The sequence below is a fragment of the Alienimonas sp. DA493 genome, from assembly GCF_043951915.1.
In the GTDB taxonomy this organism is placed as follows: domain Bacteria; phylum Planctomycetota; class Planctomycetia; order Planctomycetales; family Planctomycetaceae; genus Alienimonas.
The window spans coordinates 1-19018 of sequence record NZ_JBINJD010000097.1 but is presented as its reverse complement, the minus strand read 5'-3'; the positions used below and the strand labels follow the sequence as shown (position 1 = coordinate 19018).

Here is a 19018-nt window from a genome sequence, read left to right as displayed (position 1 = left end):
GCCGCCGGCGGGGCCGGGGCCGGTGCGGTGGGCGTGCTGTTGGCCGACCCGGTGCTGCGGGCGATCACCGTGCGGCGGTTGGAGTTGCTGGGTTACGCGGTGACGCCGCTGCCCGACGACCCCGCCGCGGCGCCGGTCGTCGCGGCGGACGCCGCGGTCGACGGCCTGCTGATCGACCTGGATCTGCCGGACGGCGCCGGCCTGCGGATCGTGGAGCGCCTCGCCTCCGAGGAGTTCACCGCGGGTCTGCCGGTGCTCGGGCTCGCCGCCGACACGCCGCAGGGACTGGTGGAAGAGGCGTTCGCCGCCGGCGTCGCCGATTTCCTGATCCTTCCCTACGACCCGCTGGTGCTCGAGGCCAAGGTCGCCCGCCTCCTGACCGTTTCCTGACCGCCCGTGAGCCCCTCCGTTAGCCGCTCTCCCCGTTAGCCGCTCTCGCTCTCTTTAAAGAAAGCGGCTCACCCCCCAATCCCCCGAACGGACGCACGACGATGGCCCGCCGCCTGGGCGACATTCTGCAGGAACGCGGCTGGATCGACGCCGACGCGCTCGAGCGCGCCCTCGCCGACCAGCGGGGCGGCCGCGGCCGTCTGGGCACGCTGCTGCTGGGCCGCGGGCTTGTCTCCCGCGACCAGCTCGGCGAGGCGTTTGCGGAGCAGTTCGAGGTTCCCTTCCGCTCGCTGACGGCGACGCAGATCCATCCCCAATTGCCCCGGCTGTTGCCGGAGGCGTTCGCTCGCGGCCGGGAACTCGCCCCGGTGGCGGTGGACGGGGACCGCGTGACGCTCGCCATGGCCGCCCCGGACGACATGGAGGCGATCAGCGAGGTCGAACTGCTCACCGGTTACCGGGTGGACCCGGTCATCTGCATGGCGGACGAATTGACCGCCGTGCTGGACCGGGCGTTCGACGAACGCGTCGCCGCCCGGCAGACGGCGGTCGATATTCGGTTTGAAGAATTGCGAACCGGCGCCGCCGCCCCCGCGGCGCTGAAAACGGACGAGGACCCGGACGCCCCGGTCGTGCGGCTGGTGCGGTCGATCCTGATGGGCGCGGTGCACTCCGGCGCCAGCGACATTCATCTGGAGCCTCACGAACCGCAGATGCGCGTCCGCTATCGGGTGGACGGCCAACTGCAGGAGATCATGACCGTCCCCGGGCACAGCGAGGAGGCGGTCGTCGGCCGCATTAAAGTCATGGCGGATATGGACACCGCCGAGCAGCGCCGCCCGCAGGACGGCACGCTCACGCTGGTCGACGGCGACTCCCGGGCGAGCTTCCGCGTCAGCTCCATCCCCACCGTGGGCGGCGAAAAGGTCGTGATGCGGGTGTTGGACGAAACCGGCCGGACCTTCAGTTTCGACGCCCTCGGCATGCCGGACGATCAGGTCGACCGCGTCCGCCAGTTGCTCGATAAACCGCACGGCATGGTCGTGATGACCGGCCCGACGGGCTCCGGCAAAACGACGACCATGTATTCGATGTTGTGCAGCATCGACGCCGACCAGCGGAATATCTCCACCATTGAGGATCCGGTCGAGTTCCGCCTGCCCGGCGTCAACCAGGTGCAGGCGAACAACGATTTCGGCATGGGCTTCGCCAACGGCCTGAAATACCTGATGCGGCAGGACCCGGACGTCATCCTCGTCGGCGAGATCCGCGACCGGGAGACGGCGACCGCCGCGGTGCAGGCGGCCCTGACCGGGCACCTGCTCATCTCCACGCTGCACACCAACGACGCGGTCGGCACGGTGGCCCGCCTGGCGGACTTGGGACTGGACCAATTTAAAATCGCCGGTTCGCTGATCGCCAGCATCGGCCAGCGGTTGCTCCGCCGCATCTGCCCCCACTGCCGCACCGAGCAGTCGGCGGAACGGCGGGCGTCGAACCGGAAGCTGATCGATCTGCTTTTCGCCGGCCGGGAACGTCCCGCCGAGGCGGACCCGGACGCCGTGTATTACGAAGGGACCGGGTGCGAGCGCTGCCACGGCACCGGGTACGCCGGCCGGGTGCCGATCTATGAAATCATGACCGTGACGCCCGCCATGGAACGGGCGATCGAAGCCGGTCTGCCGTCCAGCAAACTGCGGGAACTCGCCGCGGAGGACGGCATGATCGAACTCGCCGTCGGCGGCCTGCGGCAGGCGCGGGCCGGCGTCACCACGGTGGAGGAAGTTTACTTCAAACTCGCCGGCTGATCGTCGGGTCCGCTGTGCGGACCGTACTCCGTCCGGACCGTGCGCCGTGCACGTGCCGCTTTCCTTTCCCCGCTGAACGAAACGGTCCGCACCGCGGGCCCGACCGACCCCATGTCCGCCGCCATCGCCCCGACCGGCGTTCTCGGAGCCCTCCGGAAGCTCCAGGACATTCAGATCGGCGGCGGCCCCGAGGTGGTGATCAAGCGGAAGGACCTCGTCGGCATCCTGCGGAACCTCTGCACGCTGATCCGCAACGGCGTGGGGCTGCCGGGGGCGATCGCCACGCTGCGGGAGGACCCCGGGAATCGCAAATACGCCCGGATCTTCGAGAAGGTGGGCGAATCCGTGGCGACGGGCAGCACGCTCTCGACCTCGCTGGCCCCGTTTCCGGAGTCGTTCCCCCCGTTGCTGGTGCATCAATTGCGCGTCGGCGAGCGGGCCGGCACCCTGCCGGACAGTCTGGACCGCGTGACCCGGCAGCTCGAACAGGGGGCGCACCTCAAGGCGTTCCTGATTAAGAAGCTGACCTATCCCCTGCTCGTCACCGTCGCCGGCGTCGGGGCGGTGACGTTTATGATCCTCTGCGTGATTCCCACGTTTCAGGAGATGTACGACGAAAGCGGCGCGACGCTGCCGCTCATCACGCGGGTCCTGGTGGCGGTCGGCGAGGCGGCGTCGTCGCATGCTCTGCTCATCCTGGGCGGGCTGGCGGCGGTCGTCGGCGGGACGGTCTGGGCGTTGAAGGACCCCGCCAGTCGCACCGTCATCGACCGCGCCTGCGTGCGGTTGCCGGGCCTCGGAGGATGGTTTCGCAGCATCGCCGTGCTGCAATTTATGGACGTGCTCGGCAACCTGATGGAGAGCGGCTTCACCCTGGCCGACGCGCTGATCCCGGCCTCGGAGGCCGTGTCCAACCGGCACGTCCAGGGGCAGATCCGCCGTCTGCACGCGGCCGTGCGGCGGGGGGAGCGGTTCAGTTCCGCCCTGGACGCCGAGGGCGGGCTGTTCCCCCCGATCGTCCGGCAATTAGTCATCGTCGGCGAACGCACCGGCCGGCTGGGGCCGGTCACCGCCCAGATCCGCACGCACCTGCGGAGCGACGTCGAACGCACCACCACGGCGCTGCTGGGCACGATCGAGCCGGCGCTGACCATGACGCTCGCCGCGGCGATCGGCGGCATCCTGTTGGCGGTTTATCTGCCGATGTTCGACCTGATCGGTCAAATGAATTAGGCGCCCCGGTCGCGTCCCGCCGGGCGGGGCGAACGCTTCCGTCCCCTTTTCAATCGAGGTTCGCCGTGTCGTCGTCCCCCGCGTTCTCCCCCCGCCGACCGGGCCGCGGCCCGGCGACCGTTCCAAGGCCGCGGGGGGGCCTTTCGCTGCTGGAATTGATCGCCGCATTGACCCTGCTGGGAGTGCTCGCGGCAGTGGTCGTTCCGCGACTGGGCGTCGCGGCCCGGCACGTCGACGTCGAGAGCTGCGAGCGTTGTCGCGAGACCATCGACGTGCACGCCGCGCTGCACCGGCGGAACGTCGGGGCGTGGCCGCAGGCGGATTTGTCCGACCTGGCCGCCTCGCTGCCGGAGGGGCTGCCGGTTTGTCCGGTGGACGGTACGGCTTATACGTTCGACGCGGCGACGGGCCGAACGGTTCCGCACGGGCATTAACGTCGCGGCGTTCGTTCGCTTCAGGCCGCGCGAGTCGACTTTACAACGGCGGCGCGCGAAGCGGAGGCCGTTCAAGCCGGCCCCGCACTTCGGAAAACCGCAGCGGAGAAAGAAAACGCCCCGACCCCCCGCCGAAGCGTGTTCTAGGTTGCACTGTCGGTCACGCATGACCGCCGCTGCCGCCGGTCGTCCCGAAGGCCGACCTCCCCGGCGTCTTCCCTCCAAGCTTCCTTTTTAGGACTCCACAATGACCCGCTCCCTCACGGGCCGGACGGACCGCGGTCAATCGCGGGCCGCCGCCGGTTCTCGCGGCGCGCTCCGCCGCAGAGGCTTTTCGCTGCTGGAACTGATCGCGGTGGTGACGATCCTGGGGATCATCGCCGCCGTCGTGATTCCGCGGATCAGCTCGTCCAGCTCCACCGCGAAGATGAAGGCGGATCAGCAGACCGCCGCCGAACTGCGGTCCGCCATCGAACGCCATTATTTTGAAGACGGCTCCTTCCCCACGACCTACGCGGAGCTGGTGACCGACGGCTACCTGCACGCGGAGCCGAGTTGGCAGTACTACACGAACGTCTCGGGGGCGCAGTCGCAGGCGTACGACAACTCGACCGGCAAGATCACCCTCACCGACTGATCGCGTCCGCCGGGCGGTCCCGCTCCGGGCGGTCTCGCCTGCGGCAGGACGCGTTCCCGGCCCGCCTGATTTCCCGCCCGCATGACGTCTCCCGTTCCCCGTCGCCGGCAGCGCCCCCCGGGCGGTCGGCGGCGTCTCCGGTTGCGAGACGACGCGGCGCCGAGGCGGGGGGCGACCCTGTTGGAGTTGGTGGCGGCCGTCACGCTGATGGGGATCTTCGCCGCGGTCGCGGCGAGCCGGTCGGACGGGTTCTTCGCCGACGCGACGGTCCGCACCCACGCGGGAACCGTCGCCGGGTTGCTGCACGCGGCCAAACGGCGGGCGATCATGACCGGGACCGACAGCGGCCTGCGGTTCGTGAAGAGCGGCGGCCGCATCACCGCGGTGGTGCCCGTCGAGCAGTCCGGCGCCGCGCTGATCGACACGGACGCCCCCATTCCCACGCCGGGGGGGATCGACGTCACCTGCGCCCAGTCGGAACTGCTGTTCGACTTCGAGGGCCACGCGTCGACGCCCGGGGCGTCGATCGACTTCGTCGGCGAAGACCGCCGCTGGCGGATCGACCTGACCCCGGCCTCCTCCAGCATTCGCGTCGCCGCGGCGCCCTGACCGCCGCGGCCCCGGCGGACCGCCCCGGTTCTTCCCCGTCCCGCGGCGCTCTGGGCGGCGGGCGGGGCGCCGCGAACCGTCTCTCCCCGATTTCCCCGAGCCAGCCCCGGACGCCCGTGCGTGCCCCGACCGCCCCCCGCCGCTCGTCGCCGCGGCGGCGCTCCGGGGCGACGTTGTTGGAGGTGTTGGCGGCGTCGATCGTGCTGGCGCTCGCCCTCGCGCCGGCGCTGCGAATCGCCCGCGAGGCGGTGCTGGCGGCGGACCGGCTGGACCGGCAGGAACGCTGTCTGACCGTGGCGAACGACGCCCTGGAATTCATGATGGCCCGGGCCGCCGCCGACTGGGACGGCAACGTCACCGGGACGGCGAACCTCGTGCCGGTCGTCGTGCCCGGCTATCCCGGAATGCGGTCCTATCAGTTGACGACCGATTCCACGACCTACGGCGGCGTGCCGGGGCGGATGGCGGTGGCGGGGGCGCTCGTCTGGTACGACGACGACGGGGACTCCAGCCCCGACGCGGACGAACCCCAGGCCCTGTTGGCTTCCGGCGTGGCCCGGATGACGGCCTACGAGCAGCAGGCGGGCTCATGACGGGCCGGCGGACGACGAGACGCCCGGACCGACCTCGCCGGGGGCTCACGCTGTTGGAACTCGTGGTGGCCGGGGCGCTGGCCGCCGGGGTGGCGGCCTCGCTGCACCTGGTGATCCGCGGCGTCGGACAGTCCTGGGAGCAACTCAACGGGGAAACGGACGTGCTGCGGACGGCCGACGCCGGCCTGCGGTTCGTGACCCGCCGCTGCCGCTCCGCCGAGGCGGTCGTCCAGATCGGGACCGCGAACGGGGAGTTCGCCCTCCGGATGCCGGAGGGGCACACGCTGCGGTTCGAACGGAACCCCGGCGACGGGGCCGTTCTCCTGTACGACTCCCGCGACGGGACCGGGCGCGTGCTGGTGGAGGCGTCGACCGGTTTCTCCGCGACGTTCTACGAAGCCGACGGCGTAACCGCGACGACCGTGCCGGAGGAGGCCCAGATGATCGATATCGTCCTCACGGTCGATCTGCCCCGCGATACGAACGCCGGCAGAACCGTGCGCGGGCGCGTCTGGGTGCGGCGATGGTGAGCGGTCGGCCGACGCCTACAGCGTGCGTCGTCTCCCCGCCCCGCCGCCGCCCCGTCTTCGACTCCGCCCGGCCGTCCGGCGGCGCGTGCGTCCGGCGCGACGTTCGGCGGCCCGCCGGGGGGCCGCGCTGCTGCTGGCGCTGATCGTGGCGAGCCTCGCGGCGTTGCTCACGATCGCCCTGATGGATTCGACCCGGCTGCGCCTCCGCGCCGCCGGGAACACGCGTGATTACGAGACGGCCCGCTACGTCGCCGAGGCCGGGCTCCACCGCGGGCTGAGCGAATTGGAAGCCGACATCACCTGGCGAACCGGCTACTCGGACGTGCCCTTCCCCCCGAACCCGAGCGCCTACGGGGCCAGCGGCGTGCGCGTCAGCCGGTACAGCGTGACGGCCGTGGACGGGGCAAACGGGGTCGTCGAACTCCGCGCCACCGGCACGGTGGAGCGGCCGGACGGCGACGTCACCCGGGTGCTCACCGCCGTCGTGAAGCAGGGCGGATGATGCACGACCCCACGCCCCCCGCCGACGCCCCGGAGCCTCCGGTCGCCGAACCGACGACGGACGCGGCCCCCGCCCCGACGGCGGAGGACGCCCGTGCGGCGGCGGACGCCCCCGGTCTGGGGCCGCTGGCCGGATTGCGGGCGCGGGCGGAGCGCCGCGGCGTCGGGAACAGGAAGGACCGCCGCGAGGGCGGTTCGAAACCGGACTCCGTGCCGGTGGAACGTCGCCGGCGCGATCGGCGCTCCGCCCCGCGGCGGACGTTGGGACTGGAGCTGTCCGGCAGCGGGTTGTCGTTGGCGGTGACGATCCGCGACGCGGCCGCGACCGTCGGGGAGGTCCCCGCCGTCGAGGAACACGCCGACCCGCAGCGGAAGGACGCGGAGTTCTACGGCCCCGCGGGCTTCGAACGGTTCACCGCCGGCGCCCGGACCGTCTGCCGGTTCCGCCCCTGGCCGCCCGGCTGCGGGCCGACCGAGCCGGGCTACACCCGGGAGACGCTGGCGGAGACGTTCGCCGCGGCGGTGGCCGATCTGGGGCCGGTGGGCGGGTCGCTGTCCGGGGCGCCGGTGGACGTGGCGCTGGGCGGTTCGCTCTGCGTGACGCGGGTGCTGACGGCTCCCCACGAGGAGGCCGACCGGGAAGCCGCCGCCCTGGCGGACCGGGCGGGGCGTTACCTCGGGCTGGGCCGGGGCGAGAAGACCTGCGTGACCGCCGAGGAGCGCCTGGACGCCAAGACCCGCCGCGTGCGGGTGACGGTGGCGCCGAAACAGGTCGCCGCGGACGTGCTGCACGTGTTGAACGACGCCGGCCTGCGGGCCGGCCGGATCGAGCACACCCTCGCGGTGCTGTCCGCCGGCCTGCACGCGCGGGGCTCGGACGGGGACCGCCCGGTGCTGTTGCTGGCCGCCGAGGGCGAGCGGCTGGACGTCGCCGTGGCCCACCGCGGGCGGTTGCTGCTGGACTACCGTCCGGTCGGCCGCCGCACCGGCGCGAACGTCGACGAGGCCGCCGCCGCCGCCTCGGCCGGCGCCCTGGGGGACGAGGCGCTGCTCCGCCATCAAAAACGCATCCGGCGGTACGTGGCGAACCAGCTCCGCGGTCAGCCGGGCGGCGCCCAGTTCTTCGCCGACGCCGAAGCGGCCGACAGCGCCGCGACCGGGCACGCGGCGGAAATGCGGACCTACGTGACCGGCGGCGCCGCAGTCACGAGCGTGCTGACCGCCGAGCTCGATCCGCGGCCGGATCTGGCCGTCGGGCCGCACCCGGCGCCGGCCGGGGTCGACTTCGAGGCGGTCGCCTCGGAGGAGGACGGGGCGTCGGCCGGGGCGGTTTGGGCGGTCGGGGCCGCCGTCTCCCCCGGGCCGTTGGCCGCGGTGCTGCTGGCCTGCGGGGCCGCCGCCGGCGCCGAGGGCGACCCCGCCGCCCTCAGCGCCCGGGGCGACCTGTCCACCGCGGTGCGGCCCGGGGGCGGCGTCCCCTGGGCGGAACTGGCCCGCGTGGGCTGGCCGGTCGCGGCGGCACTGGCGCTGACGGTGGGCCTGTGGGGCGCCGCGTGGCGCTCCAACGCCGGACTCGGGGCGCTGGAGGAGGCCGTCAGCCTCGCCAAGACCGACGCCGACATGGCGGGATGGTTGCGGGGCAAGCTGAACGACGCCACCGAACTGGAGCGCCGGGCCGAGCGGCTCGCCCAGTCCGAGGGCACCGGCCCGGTGTGGGTGCCGGCGCTCGTCGGCGCCGGCGCCGCGGTCGTCGGCTCCGACGGGGCCGCCCCGACGGGACGGGCCGCGGCCTCGCGGCGGGCGTGGCTGGAAGCGTTCTCCGTCGGTCCCGCCGCCGACCCGGACGGGGCGGACGGCGCCGCCCCCGCGGAGGTGGACGTCGTCGGCGGCGGGCACACCGACGCGGACGTCTTCGCCTTCGCCGACCGGCTGCGGCGCTCCGGCCGCTTCGTCCGCGTGAAGCTCGCCGCCACCCGGGAGGCCCGCTACCGCACCGGCCCCGGGGTGCGGTTCGAACTGACCGCCGCCCCCGTCGGCGGCACGTCGACGGCATCCTCCCGCACCGCGGCCGACGGTGCCGCCCTCGGCGTCCGTCGCTGAGCCGTCGCGACCCGCTCCTGGTTCGTTCCCGGTTCCCCCCTTCCCGTTCCCGCCCGCCCCTCCCCCGCCTGACCGATGGACGGCCTCGCCCAGCAATTTCTGGAGCACCCCCGCCGCGCCTGGTTCCTGTGGGGGACCGTCGCGGCGATCGGGCTGGCGCTCACGCTGCCGGCGTGGGAATCGTGGGCGGCGGCGAGCGAGGTCCGGGCGACGCTCCACGCCGAGCGAACCGCCGTCGAGGCGGCGGCGGCCCGGCTGCCGGAGGTGAAGCAGCGCTTCACGGCCCTCAAGGAGCAGGCGGCCGGCGCCGACGGCCCGCGGGGGCTGGACGACGCCGCCGTGGAGGAACTGCGGGAGTCCGTGGTCCGACGCATCGCCGCGGCGGGCTGTCGGTACCGCCGGCTGACCCTCGACGAGCCGGTGACGACGCCCTGGCCGGACGGTCCCCCGCCGCTGCCCGGCGTCGTCCGCCCGCCGGAGCCCCCCGCCGCCAAGGACCGCCCGCCGGTGAAGTTCGAGCTGATCACCCGCCGTCTGGAGGCCGAGGCCGTGGGTCCGCCGGATCGAATCGCGGGGCTGTTGAAGTGGGCCGTCGCGGCCCATCCCTACGCGGTGCCCCTGAACTACGACCTGTCCTTCGACGACTCCCCCGACACCGCCGCGCGGGAGGTCCATCTGACGTTCACCCTGCTGTTGACCGCGGTGCAGCCGGTGAAAAAGGCGACGAAGGGCTGAGTCGGAGCCCGGTCGGCCGCCCCTCCGGTTTTTATCGACCGGCACGACGGCCCGAGCCGCAAGCCGAGGTCGTGTGACGCTGCCCTTGAACGGGGCGTCGTGATCTCGCGGTAGGTTGGAATCGCGGCGCTCGGGGGGCGTTCTCCTCGCCGAGCGCGGGGTCCGGCGGCAGGCGGAGACGGGGGCGGGGTCAGTAAGCGGGCTCCGCAAGCGGGGAACGCCGGCGGGGAGGAGCGGGGGGCGGTCAAAAGTCCCCCCGCCGGAAAATCTGCCCCCGCCGCAACAAGTCGCCGCCGCGGCGAAAAGCGTGAGCTATCCCTTGAAAGGCGGTTCGCCGCCCCGTCACGCCCGCGTCCCGCATCGGCTCCCGCCATGTTCCCGTTTTATCTGGACCTGACCGAATTGGTCGCCGGCCATTGGGTCGGTCTCGGTTTGATGGCGGCGGCGGCGTTGCAGGCCGTGTCGTTGGTCCTGCGGGCCGGCTGAGCGCCCGGCCCCGTTCGTCCCCGCCGTTCCCTCCCGGCGGTTCCCGCCCCTCCCGCCGCCCGCGCGGCCCCCGCACTTGAGAACCCTCCCGTGAACTGGACCGAAATCACCGCCCACCTCGCCGAGACGTGGCCCGTTTGGCTCGTGACCGTCCTCACGCTGTACGCGACCTGGATCGACGTCACCGAGCTGCGCGTGCCGAACCGGCTGACCTACCCGATGATCCTCGCGGGGATGCTTTATAATGCGACCTTCGGCGAGGGGTGGGTCTTCGGCGTGACCGGCATGCTGGTCGGCCTGGCCACCCTGATGCCGCTGTACGCCGTCGGCGGCATGGGCTCCGGCGACGTGAAATTGATGGCCGGCATCGGCGCCTGGCTGGGGACCGAGGTGATTCTGACGGCGTTCGTCGTGACCGCGATCGTCGGCGCCGTGATCGCGATCGGCATGGCCTGCTGGGGCGGCGAGTTCAAGAAGCACTTTTATCAGTCGATCGCGATCCTGTCCGAGTGGAAAAGCGGCATGAGTCTGCGGGAGATCTCCGAGGCCGCCGCCGAGCGCAAGCCCCGCATGAAATTGCTGCCGTACGGTCTGCCCATCTGCATCGGCAGCCTCGGGTACTTCGCTTACGCCGGGATGTATTGATCCGCGCCGCCGGAATTGACACGCCCCGCCCGTCCCCGCCTCCCTCCCACCGTCGCTCCCGATGAAACTGAACCCGCTCGTATTGTTCGGCCTCGCCGGGGCCCTGGGCCTGGCGGCCTTTCTGGCGACCCAGCAACACCTCGCCGCGAAGACGGAGGAGCCCAAGGTCGCGGTGCTGGTCGCCCGCACCGAAATTGGGGTGGGCGACCCGGTGACGGAGGCCAACAGCGCCCTGAAGGAAATCTTCGTCTCCGCCCTGCCCCCCCGCCCCATCACCAAGCCGGAGCAGTGGCAGGGCAAGTTCGCCGGCAGCCGGTTCACCGCCGGCGAGGTGATCGTGCAGGATAAAGTCGCCGCCAAGTTCGGCAGCGACAGCCGCAAGATCCCGCCGGGGATGCTCGTGCAGACGATCAACGTCGACCGGGCGAAGAGCCACGCCGGCCTGCTCACCCCCGGCGACCGGGTGGACGTGTTCGGCTCGTTCGACATCTCGGAGACGGACGACCGCACCGGCCGGCTGCGGAAATATCAGATGATCAAACGCGTAATCGGCGATTTGGAGGTCTGGTCGGTCGGCTCGCACGTCGTCGGGGCCGAGCAGGGCGGGGGCCGCGAGGAGGAGAAGGACACCGCCCGGCGGGCCACCAGCACGATCGGCCTGCTCGCCACGCCGGAGCAGTACGCCAAGCTGGCCGGGGCGGAGGCCGCGGGCAACCTGTTCCTGGGCCTGCGGCACCCGGACGACGAGTCCGACCCCGGGGAGATCTCCTTCGTGAGCAAGGACCTGTACGAAGCCCCCGCCGACCAGCAGCGCCGGGCCGCGAACGAAGTCGAACCGCCCGCCGTCGAAGACGCCGGGGGCCTCGGGGCCTTTCTGGACCGGGAGATCGCCGCCGCGACCGCTCCCGCCGCCTCGGCGGCCGCGGAGGTGCCCACCTGGACGGTGGCGTTGCACGTGGGCGGGCAGAGCCGGCTCAGCGAGGTGGTGGACGTCGCCGCGGCCCGCGCCGCCGGCTTCACCGCCGCCCAGATCGCTGAGAAACGACGTGCCTTGCAGGACCCCGGCGCCTCGGCGCCGACGGAGCCCCGCTTCGCCGCCCGCCCAGCGGCGGAGCCCGCCCCCCCGGTCCCGGTCCCGTTCACGCCGCCGACCCCCGCCGCGGACGGCGCCCCGGACGCGGACCTGACGCTCAACCCGTCCCCGGCGGCCGGCGGCGTGCGGGACGACGGCATGTATTCCGACCCAGAGTGAGCCGCGGATCGCCCGCCGGCGGATTCGGCGGAATGAATCGAGAACGAGCGGCGTCCCCCGGGGGACGCCGCTCGTTTTTTCGTCGGGCGCCGGAGCGGGGCTCAGGTCGCGGAACTGAACTCGTCGCCGTTGTAGTGCGGATAGAACAGCCAGCCGATTTTATCGGAGAGGTGCAGCATGAACTCCTGCCGGAATCGGCCGGGGTTCTGGGCGCTGCTGTCGCGGGGGACGGCGAGGGGGTACTGGGCGGCGACCTCCTTGCCGTAGATCTCGACGGCGTCGCTGCCCTCCTCCTCCACGGCGTGCACGGTGACGATCGCGTCCGCCCGGCCCCGCAGCAGCGTGGCGCTGTTCTCCTCCCAGAGGCTGAACCGGCTGAGGTCGATATAAATGACGTGCGACACCTGCATCGCCTCCGCAATTTCGCCGGGCTCCTCCCAGTCCGGGTTGCGGGCCATCCACTGGCGGACGGCGTTCGGCTCCCGCACCTTGATTTTATTGAGCGTCAGCTTTTGCGTGACCAGCCGGGCGATCTCGGCGTCGAGGTTCTCGTTGCCGATGTCCGCCCGCAGGTCGATCGGCACGTAGCAGGCGACGGCGACGGTAACGTCCTCGTCGGTCAGGCTGGTGCGGGTGGCGACCTCGAAGTCCGGCTCCACGCTGGGCGGGCCGCCGATGAGGTAGGCGGCGATCATGAACAGGTTGCACCCGCTCATTACCACCGGGCAGAGCGCCGCGGCGCAGAGAACGGACAGCCGCCGCAGCGGGGGCAGTTGAAAAAACGCGCTCCGAAAGAACGGCGGCAGCTCGCGGGCGGGGCGGTGCATCGACTCGTCTTCCATGACGGGCGTTGTAACTTCGGGACCGCGGGGGCGGCGAAAGAGCAGATAGTGCAAACCGCCCCGCGGGGGGAAGGGCGGGTCGGCCGGTCGGCCGCTCGGCTCGGCTCGGCTCGGCGACAGGTCGGCCGCGACGCGAGGGCCGCGGGGGCCGCTACGGCACCATGTCCTGCTGGGTGAACGGCACGAACCGCTGCGACGCCTGTTCGCACAAGCGGTTGAGGTAGCGTTCGCGGAACACCTTCGTGGAGACCGACAGGGCGCTCTCCGGCCGGTGCTTCGGATACACGCTTTCAAATTCCTCGCCCATGATATGACCGACGGACCCGGTCTCCGGGTCGGCGGAGTAGGCGCGGATCCAGCCGGCGGAGCGGCCGCGGAGCAGGTCCGGGCTGTGCACTTCGTGCCAGTCGAACTGATCCAGTTCGACAACCACGATATAATCGACGTCGAATTCCTGGGCGATCGGGCCGAGGTGTGATTCGCTCCAAACGCCCCCGCGTCCCTCCACCCAGTCCAGCACGTGATCGCTGTTGGCGACGTCGGCGCCGGCGGAGCGCAGTTTGCGGCCGACGCGACGCATGATCTCCTGATCGACCTCCGGGAAGCGGGCTTTGACCAACTCCGGCGAGCGGGCCAGCACCAGCACGGTGTGTTCGCCCTCGGTGAGGTCCACGTCGGTGACGGCCTCGAAGGGGGGCGTGATCGTCGGGTCGCCGGTCAGCATCTTCCCGAGCATGATCATCGGCTTGCAGCCCGGCAGGCCGACCGCCGCGAGCGCCGCCAGCGAGAGCAGCGTCGCCCAGGCGACCCCCCGCCGGAGGCGCCGGGGCCCGGCGAACCGGTCGCGGGCGGATCGGCTCCCGACGCCCGCGCGACGGGGAACGCAGCGGTCGGGGACGGCAAGGGGGGCGCGCATGGGGCGGGGTGTAGTTCAACCCGCGCCCGGCTCCAACGGCCGGACCGGCGTTCCCTTCGCGCGCCGCGGACTGGTTCGCCCCGCCGTTACTCCGCCAGGCGGAACGCCCAGTCGATCAGCGTCACGGCCCCGACCAGCGAGAGCCCCATGACGCCCCACCACTCCGGCCGAGAGGCGACGCCGTCCCGCCGGCCCGGCGGCGGGAACGCCAGCCGCCCGGTCAGGGCGGCCCACGCCAGCACGGGGATCAGGCCGAGGCAGAGCAGGGCGAGCACGAACCCGCCGGAGTTCGCCGACAGGCTCCCGCCCCATTGCCCGCGGGTGAAGTGAGCGAAGCTGGTCGTCATCCCGCACGCCGGGCAGGGCAGACCGGTCAGGACCCGCATCGTGCAGGGCGGCAGCCCGAGTTGCTGGTGCGTGCCCAGCCCGGCCTCGCTGGGGGTGAGGGAGCGGGCCAGGGCGAACCCCGCGAGCAGCCCGGCCAGCAGCGCCGCCGCCGCCGCCCGGGCGCCGGTCGACAGGCGGGCGGGCGGCGGGACGGGGGCGCTCGACGCGGGGGCGGGAGGAGACGTCACGGCGGCAGGATAGTGCGGCGGGGCGGGCGGCCGAAGGGCTCAGCGGGAGACGACCGGGTGGACGGCGGTGTCGTCGGGGCCGTGCGTCTCCACGACGACGCCCCGGACGCCAGGTTCCACCTCCGCCACGGAGTCGTCCCGCAGCACGAAGTCGCCGAGGGTGTCGTCGTCGGCGCCGACCGGCGGGCGATCGCGGCGGCCGTCGTCCAGCACCGCCGGGTGCCGGGCCGAGGGCACGCCCTCGGCGGCGGCCCACCAGTCGCGGGCGGCCTCGTCCGACCACTCCGCGGCGCAGGCGCAGGCCCGCAGGGCGGCGGCGAGGGCGGCGGCGGAGCGGAACCGGTCCGCCGGGTTCTTCTCCAGGCAGCGCATCACCACGGCGGACAGGTCCCGCGGCACCGCCGGGTTCGCCTCATGCACCGGGCGGGGGCGCTGGTTGGCGTGGGCCCGGAGCGCCTTGGTGGGGGAGGGCTCGTCGAACACCGGCCGCCCCGTCAGCAGGAAGTAGGCGGTGGCGCCCACGCCGTAGAGGTCGCTCTCGGCGGTCGGCCGGCCGCCGCGGGCGACCTCCGGGGCGGCGAACAGCGGGCTGCCCACCACGCTGCCGAGCTGCGTCAGCCGCGGGTCGTTCGGTTCGGCTCCCCCGTCGCCGGTTTGATCGTCGTTCGCCGACGCGCCGGTTTCGGCGTCGCCGTCCGGCGAATCGGCGAACGGCGGCGGGGCGGGGGCGATCCGCTTGACCAGCCCGAAATCCAGCAGCTTCGGCACGTCCCGCACCCCGCCGCGGTCGGCGGCGAGGATGTTCGCCGGCTTCACGTCCCGGTGGATCAGCCCGACGGCGTGGGCCTCCGCCAGCGCCCCGCAGACGGGGGCCAGCAGGTGCACCACCCGGCCCGGCGGCAGGGGGCCGGCCCGCTGGACGAGTTGATGCAGCGTGAGCCCCGGCAGGTACTCCATCACGCAGTAGAACAGCCCGTCGTCCGAGACGCCGAAGTCGTAGACTTCGATCGTGTTCGGGTGCGTCAGCCGGGCGGCGGCGCGGACCTCGGTGTCGAACCGGGCCAGGGCCCGGTCGTCGTCGGCGAGTCCCGGGCGGATCAGCTTGACCGCACAGGGCCGCCGGAGCAGACGGTGCTCCGCGAGGTAGACCTCGCCCATCCCCCCGGAGCCGATCCGCTCCACCAGTCGGTAGCTGCCGACCTCCCGGGCCTCCCGGGCGGCCTGCCGCAGCGTGGACAATCGCACCGCCCCGTACAGGGCCGCCGCGGCGCTGGTGAGGATCCACACGACCATCGCGCTGAACAGCCCCTGCTCGAACAGGACCGCGTACACCTCCCGGAAGCGGACGGCCGTCACGCAGGCGACCGCCAGCGGGACCGCGGCCATCACGGCTAGCACCGCCGCGGCCCGCCCGGCCCGGTTGGGGATGAACAGCCCGTAGATCTGAATGAGCAGCATCCACGGGGCCGCGGCCATCGCCGGGAACGCCGCCGCCATCAGCGCTCGGTCGCCCGGTCCGGCCGCAGCGAGGCCGTGGTGATGCACCCAGACGAAGAACAGCCCCGGCACGCCGAACGTCAGCGCCTCGCCGACGCGCAGCCCCCGCCGGCCGATCTCCCACGGGCCGCTGAGCCAGACGACCAGCCCGGCCAGCGTGCCGACCACCGCCCAGCGGGGCCAGCCGGCGTCGGTCAGGGCGTTCAGGCCGAAGTCGTCGAGGAAGAGGTGCCGGGTGAGGAAGCCCAGAAAGGCCCCCAGCAGCAGCGCCGCGGCGGTCCGCAGCCGCCAGCGGGCCTTCTCCGTTTCGCCGCCCCACTCCGCGAGGCCCCAGCCGCGCTTGCGCTGCGCGTCCGGTCGTTTCGTCCCCCGCCGGCTCGGATACGGCGCGCCGCACCAGGAGAGGCGCTCCCTCCAACTGCCGGAGCGGAAACTGCCGGAGCGGAACCCGCTCCCCAGGCGCCGCGGCTTCAGCGAGGGCAGGGCGGTCGACGAGGGGGCGGACGCCGCCCGCGGCCTGAACCCGGGCAACTTCGAACCGGACAGCCGGGAGCCGTGCGGCGGAGTCGGATCGGGGGCCGGCGGCGCAGCGTCGAGCGACGGCGCAGCGTTGACCGGCGGCCCGGAGGGTGCAGCCAACGCCGTGTTGTCGAAGTGGGAAACCGAAGACGGCCGAACGGCCGACGCCCGCCCCGGCGGACGTATGAACATTCTCCCACCCCACCGCCCCCGACGCAAACCGTCAGTGCGTCCCCCAACGCCGCCCCCGTCGGTCCGATGACGGGCCGGGGCGGTTGTCCCCCGGGCGGGCGCCTCCTAGCGTGACGGGTCGGCTCCGCCGCTCGTTCAACTCCGCTGTCTCCGCCGCCCCGCGTTCCGCCTCTCCGCCCCGCCCGATGCCCGATTCTCCCCCCCCCGCCCCCGACGTCGACGCGGACGCCGCAGGCGGCGTGCGGTTGCAGGTCGCCGGCGCCCGGGGCCGCGACGTCGGCAAGGGCGTCGCCCGGCTGGGCGAGGCCACCTTCCAGCGGCTCGGCCTGCACCCCGGCGACCCGATCGAGATCGTGGGCAAAAAACGCACCGCCGCCGTCGCCATCCCCCTGGGCGACGAGGACGAGGGGCTGGACATCATCCGCCTGGACGGCCTCCAGCGAGCCAACGCCGGGGTCGGCAGCGGCGACCGCGTCGGCGTGCAGCCGGTCTCCCCCTCCATCGCCCGGCGGGTCACCGTCGCCCCGGCCCAGCAGAACGTGCGGCTCTCCGGCAATCCGGACGCGCTGAAACGCACCCTCGCCGGGCGGCCGCTCGTCGCCGGGGACATCGTCTCCACCAGCGTCTACCGTCGCCGCCCCGGCGTCGACGGCGACGGGCCGGACGTGCCGGAGGAGATCCTCCGCCGCATGTTCAACGCCCCCTCCTACGGTCTGCAGGAGATCCGGCTGATCGTCACCAACACCAAGCCCCGCGGCGAAGTTGTCGTCGTCGGCGAGGAGACCGAAGTCGAACTGCTCCCCACCTTTACCGAGCCCGAGGAGGCCCGTGCCAGCCACATCACCTACGACGACGTCGGCGGTCTGCAGGGCGTGCTGGACCAGGTCCGGGAGATGATCGAACTCCCGCTCAAACACCCGGAATTATTCCAGCGCCTCGGCATCGACCCGCCCAAGGGCGTGCTGCTGCACGGCCCCCCCGGCACCGGCAAGACCCTGCTGGCCCGGGCCGTCGCCGGGGAATGCGACGCCAATTTCTTTCATATCGCCGGCCCGGAGATCCTCGGCGGCGGCTTCGGAGAGAGCGAGGGGCGGCTCCGGGAATTGTTCGAGCGGGCTCAGAAGGAGAGCCCGGCGATCCTCTTCATCGACGAGATCGACGCCATCGCCCCCAAGCGGGAGCAGGTCGGCGGGGAGATGGAAAAGCGGATCGTCGCCCAGTTGTTAACGTTGATGGACGGGCTGGCGCCGCGGCAGAACCTCGTGGTGATCGCCGCCACCAACCGCGTCGACAGCCTCGACGAAGCCCTCCGTCGCCCCGGCCGGTTCGACCGGGAAATCGTCGTCGGCGTGCCCAACGAGCAGGGCCGGCGGGAGATCTTGGAGATTCACACTCGCGGCATGCCGCTGGCGGAAGACGTGGATTTGTACAGCATCGCCGACACGGCCTACGGCTTCGTCGGCGCCGACCTCGGCGCCCTCTGCCGCGAGGCGGCGATCGAGGCCCTGCGTCGCAAACTGCCGGAGATCGACCTCGACGCCGAGGAGATCCCCTCGGAAATTCTCGACACCCTGCACGTCTCCCGCGAGGACTTCACCGACGCGATGAAACGCGTCCAGCCGTCCGCGTTGCGGGAAATTATGATCCAAGCCCCGGACGTCACCTGGGACCAGATCGGCGGGCTCTCCGACGCCCAGCGTCAATTGAAAGAAGGCGTCGAACTGCCCCTCACCCAGCCGGACAGTTTCCGCAAGTTCGGCATCCGCCCGGCGAAGGGTTTTCTGCTCTACGGCCCCCCGGGCACCGGCAAAACGCTGCTGGCGAAGGCCGTGGCCCGCGGGTCGAACGCCAACTTCCTCGCCGCTAAAAGCAGCGACTTACTCTCGAAGTGGTACGGCGAGAGCGAACAGCAGGTCTCCCGGCTGTTCCGCCGCGCCCGGCAGGTCGCCCCCGCGGTGATCTTCCTGGACGAGATCGACTCCCTCGCCCCGGCCCGCGGCGGCGGCCTGGGCGAGCCGCGGGCGACCGAGCGGGTCGTCAATACGATCCTGGCGGAACTGGACGGGATCGAGGAATTGCAGGGCGTCGTTTTAATCGCCGCCACCAACCGGCCCACGCTGGTCGATCCGGCGCTGCTGCGGCCGGGGCGGTTCGATGAATTGGTGTACGTCGGCCCGCCGGACCGCGACGGGCGGTTGAAGATCCTCGAAATTCATACGAAGGAAATGCCGCTGGGCGAGGACGTGGATCTCGGCCGCGTCGCCGACGAGACGGACCGGTACACCGGCGCCGATCTGGAGGACCTCGTCCGCCGGGCCGGCCTGAGCACCCTCCGCGACGATCCCGGCAGCGCCACCGTCCCGATGTCCGCCTTCGAGGCCGCCCTGAAGGACAGCCGGGCGACCGTCACCGAGGCGATCGAGAAGGAATACGAGGAGATCGGCGAGCAACTCAAACAGGAGGGCCCGCAGGGCGGCCACAAAATCGGCTTCCTCGCGGACCGGTACTGACGTCCGGCCCCGGG

18 protein-coding genes are annotated in these 19018 nt (G+C 72.4%); 14 read left to right on the top strand and 4 right to left on the bottom strand.

Annotated features, from left to right (window positions below; all coding sequences use genetic code 11):
- From ACG2DA_RS14840 to cpaB, 13 genes are all read left to right on the top strand, one after another.
- Positions 1-390 (top strand): response regulator (locus ACG2DA_RS14840; RefSeq protein ID WP_395256568.1); only part of this gene is annotated, 390 nt, incomplete at its 5' end.
- A 101-nt stretch (positions 391-491) separates the two neighbouring features.
- Positions 492-2198 (top strand): GspE/PulE family protein, encoded by a 1707-nt coding sequence (locus ACG2DA_RS14835; protein ID WP_395256567.1) that lies wholly within the window; start codon positions 492-494, stop codon positions 2196-2198.
- 111 nt (positions 2199-2309) lie between these two features.
- Positions 2310-3431 (top strand): type II secretion system F family protein, encoded by a 1122-nt coding sequence (locus tag ACG2DA_RS14830; protein WP_395256566.1) that lies wholly within the window; start codon positions 2310-2312, stop codon positions 3429-3431.
- 65 nt (positions 3432-3496) lie between these two features.
- Positions 3497-3865 (top strand): type II secretion system protein, encoded by a 369-nt coding sequence (locus tag ACG2DA_RS14825; protein ID WP_395256565.1) that lies wholly within the window; start codon positions 3497-3499, stop codon positions 3863-3865.
- 247 nt (positions 3866-4112) lie between these two features.
- On the top strand, positions 4113-4502 hold the full coding sequence (locus ACG2DA_RS14820) for a competence type IV pilus major pilin ComGC (protein ID WP_395256564.1): 390 nt from the start codon (positions 4113-4115) through the stop codon (positions 4500-4502).
- 141 nt (positions 4503-4643) lie between these two features.
- A complete protein-coding gene (locus tag ACG2DA_RS14815) occupies positions 4644-5111 on the top strand; it encodes a Tfp pilus assembly protein FimT/FimU (RefSeq protein WP_395256563.1) in 468 nt (155 codons plus the stop codon).
- Positions 5112-5227: 116 nt separating this feature from the next.
- Positions 5228-5704: a hypothetical protein gene (locus ACG2DA_RS14810; RefSeq protein WP_395256562.1), complete on the top strand. Its 477-nt coding sequence runs from the start codon at positions 5228-5230 to the stop codon at positions 5702-5704.
- A 65-nt stretch (positions 5705-5769) separates the two neighbouring features.
- A complete protein-coding gene (locus ACG2DA_RS14805) occupies positions 5770-6234 on the top strand; it encodes a hypothetical protein (protein ID WP_395256561.1) in 465 nt (154 codons plus the stop codon).
- An 85-nt stretch (positions 6235-6319) separates the two neighbouring features.
- Positions 6320-6736, top strand: a complete 417-nt coding sequence (locus tag ACG2DA_RS14800) for a hypothetical protein (RefSeq protein ID WP_395256560.1) — start codon at positions 6320-6322, stop codon at positions 6734-6736.
- Positions 6733-8835 carry a hypothetical protein gene (locus ACG2DA_RS14795; protein WP_395256559.1) on the top strand — a complete coding sequence of 701 codons (2103 nt, stop codon included), beginning with the start codon at positions 6733-6735 and terminating at the stop codon, positions 8833-8835. The genes ACG2DA_RS14800 and ACG2DA_RS14795 overlap by 4 nt, the downstream gene beginning before the upstream one ends.
- A 75-nt stretch (positions 8836-8910) precedes the next feature.
- Complete coding sequence (locus ACG2DA_RS14790; protein WP_395256558.1) at positions 8911-9570, top strand: hypothetical protein; 660 nt, start codon at positions 8911-8913, stop codon at positions 9568-9570.
- Between the two features lie 576 nt (positions 9571-10146).
- Positions 10147-10701 (top strand): prepilin peptidase, encoded by a 555-nt coding sequence (locus ACG2DA_RS14785; protein ID WP_395256557.1) that lies wholly within the window; start codon positions 10147-10149, stop codon positions 10699-10701.
- Positions 10702-10762: 61 nt separating this feature from the next.
- Complete coding sequence (cpaB, locus tag ACG2DA_RS14780; protein ID WP_395256556.1) at positions 10763-11953, top strand: Flp pilus assembly protein CpaB; 1191 nt, start codon at positions 10763-10765, stop codon at positions 11951-11953.
- Between the two features lie 101 nt (positions 11954-12054).
- Here the strand turns inward: cpaB and ACG2DA_RS14775 are convergent, their stop codons facing one another.
- The 4 genes from ACG2DA_RS14775 to ACG2DA_RS14760 all read right to left on the bottom strand — a co-directional run bounded on the left by ACG2DA_RS14775 (position 12055) and on the right by ACG2DA_RS14760 (position 16314).
- Entirely contained in the window at positions 12055-12795 is a 741-nt protein-coding gene (locus ACG2DA_RS14775; RefSeq protein WP_395256555.1) for a hypothetical protein, read from the bottom strand.
- 151 nt (positions 12796-12946) lie between these two features.
- Positions 12947-13711, bottom strand: coding sequence for a hypothetical protein (locus tag ACG2DA_RS14770; protein WP_395256554.1), 765 nt, complete (start codon positions 13709-13711; stop codon positions 12947-12949).
- 86 nt (positions 13712-13797) lie between these two features.
- Positions 13798-14286 carry a DUF2752 domain-containing protein gene (locus ACG2DA_RS14765; protein ID WP_395256553.1) on the bottom strand — a complete coding sequence of 163 codons (489 nt, stop codon included), beginning with the start codon at positions 14284-14286 and terminating at the stop codon, positions 13798-13800.
- A gap of 39 nt (positions 14287-14325) precedes the next feature.
- On the bottom strand, positions 14326-16314 hold the full coding sequence (locus tag ACG2DA_RS14760; protein ID WP_395256552.1) for a serine/threonine-protein kinase: 1989 nt from the start codon (positions 16312-16314) through the stop codon (positions 14326-14328).
- Positions 16315-16679: 365 nt separating this feature from the next.
- Here ACG2DA_RS14760 and ACG2DA_RS14755 point away from each other — a divergent pair, with 365 nt between their 5' ends.
- On the top strand, positions 16680-19004 hold the full coding sequence (locus tag ACG2DA_RS14755) for a CDC48 family AAA ATPase (RefSeq protein ID WP_395256551.1): 2325 nt from the start codon (positions 16680-16682) through the stop codon (positions 19002-19004).
- Positions 19005-19018: the final 14 nt, after the last annotated feature.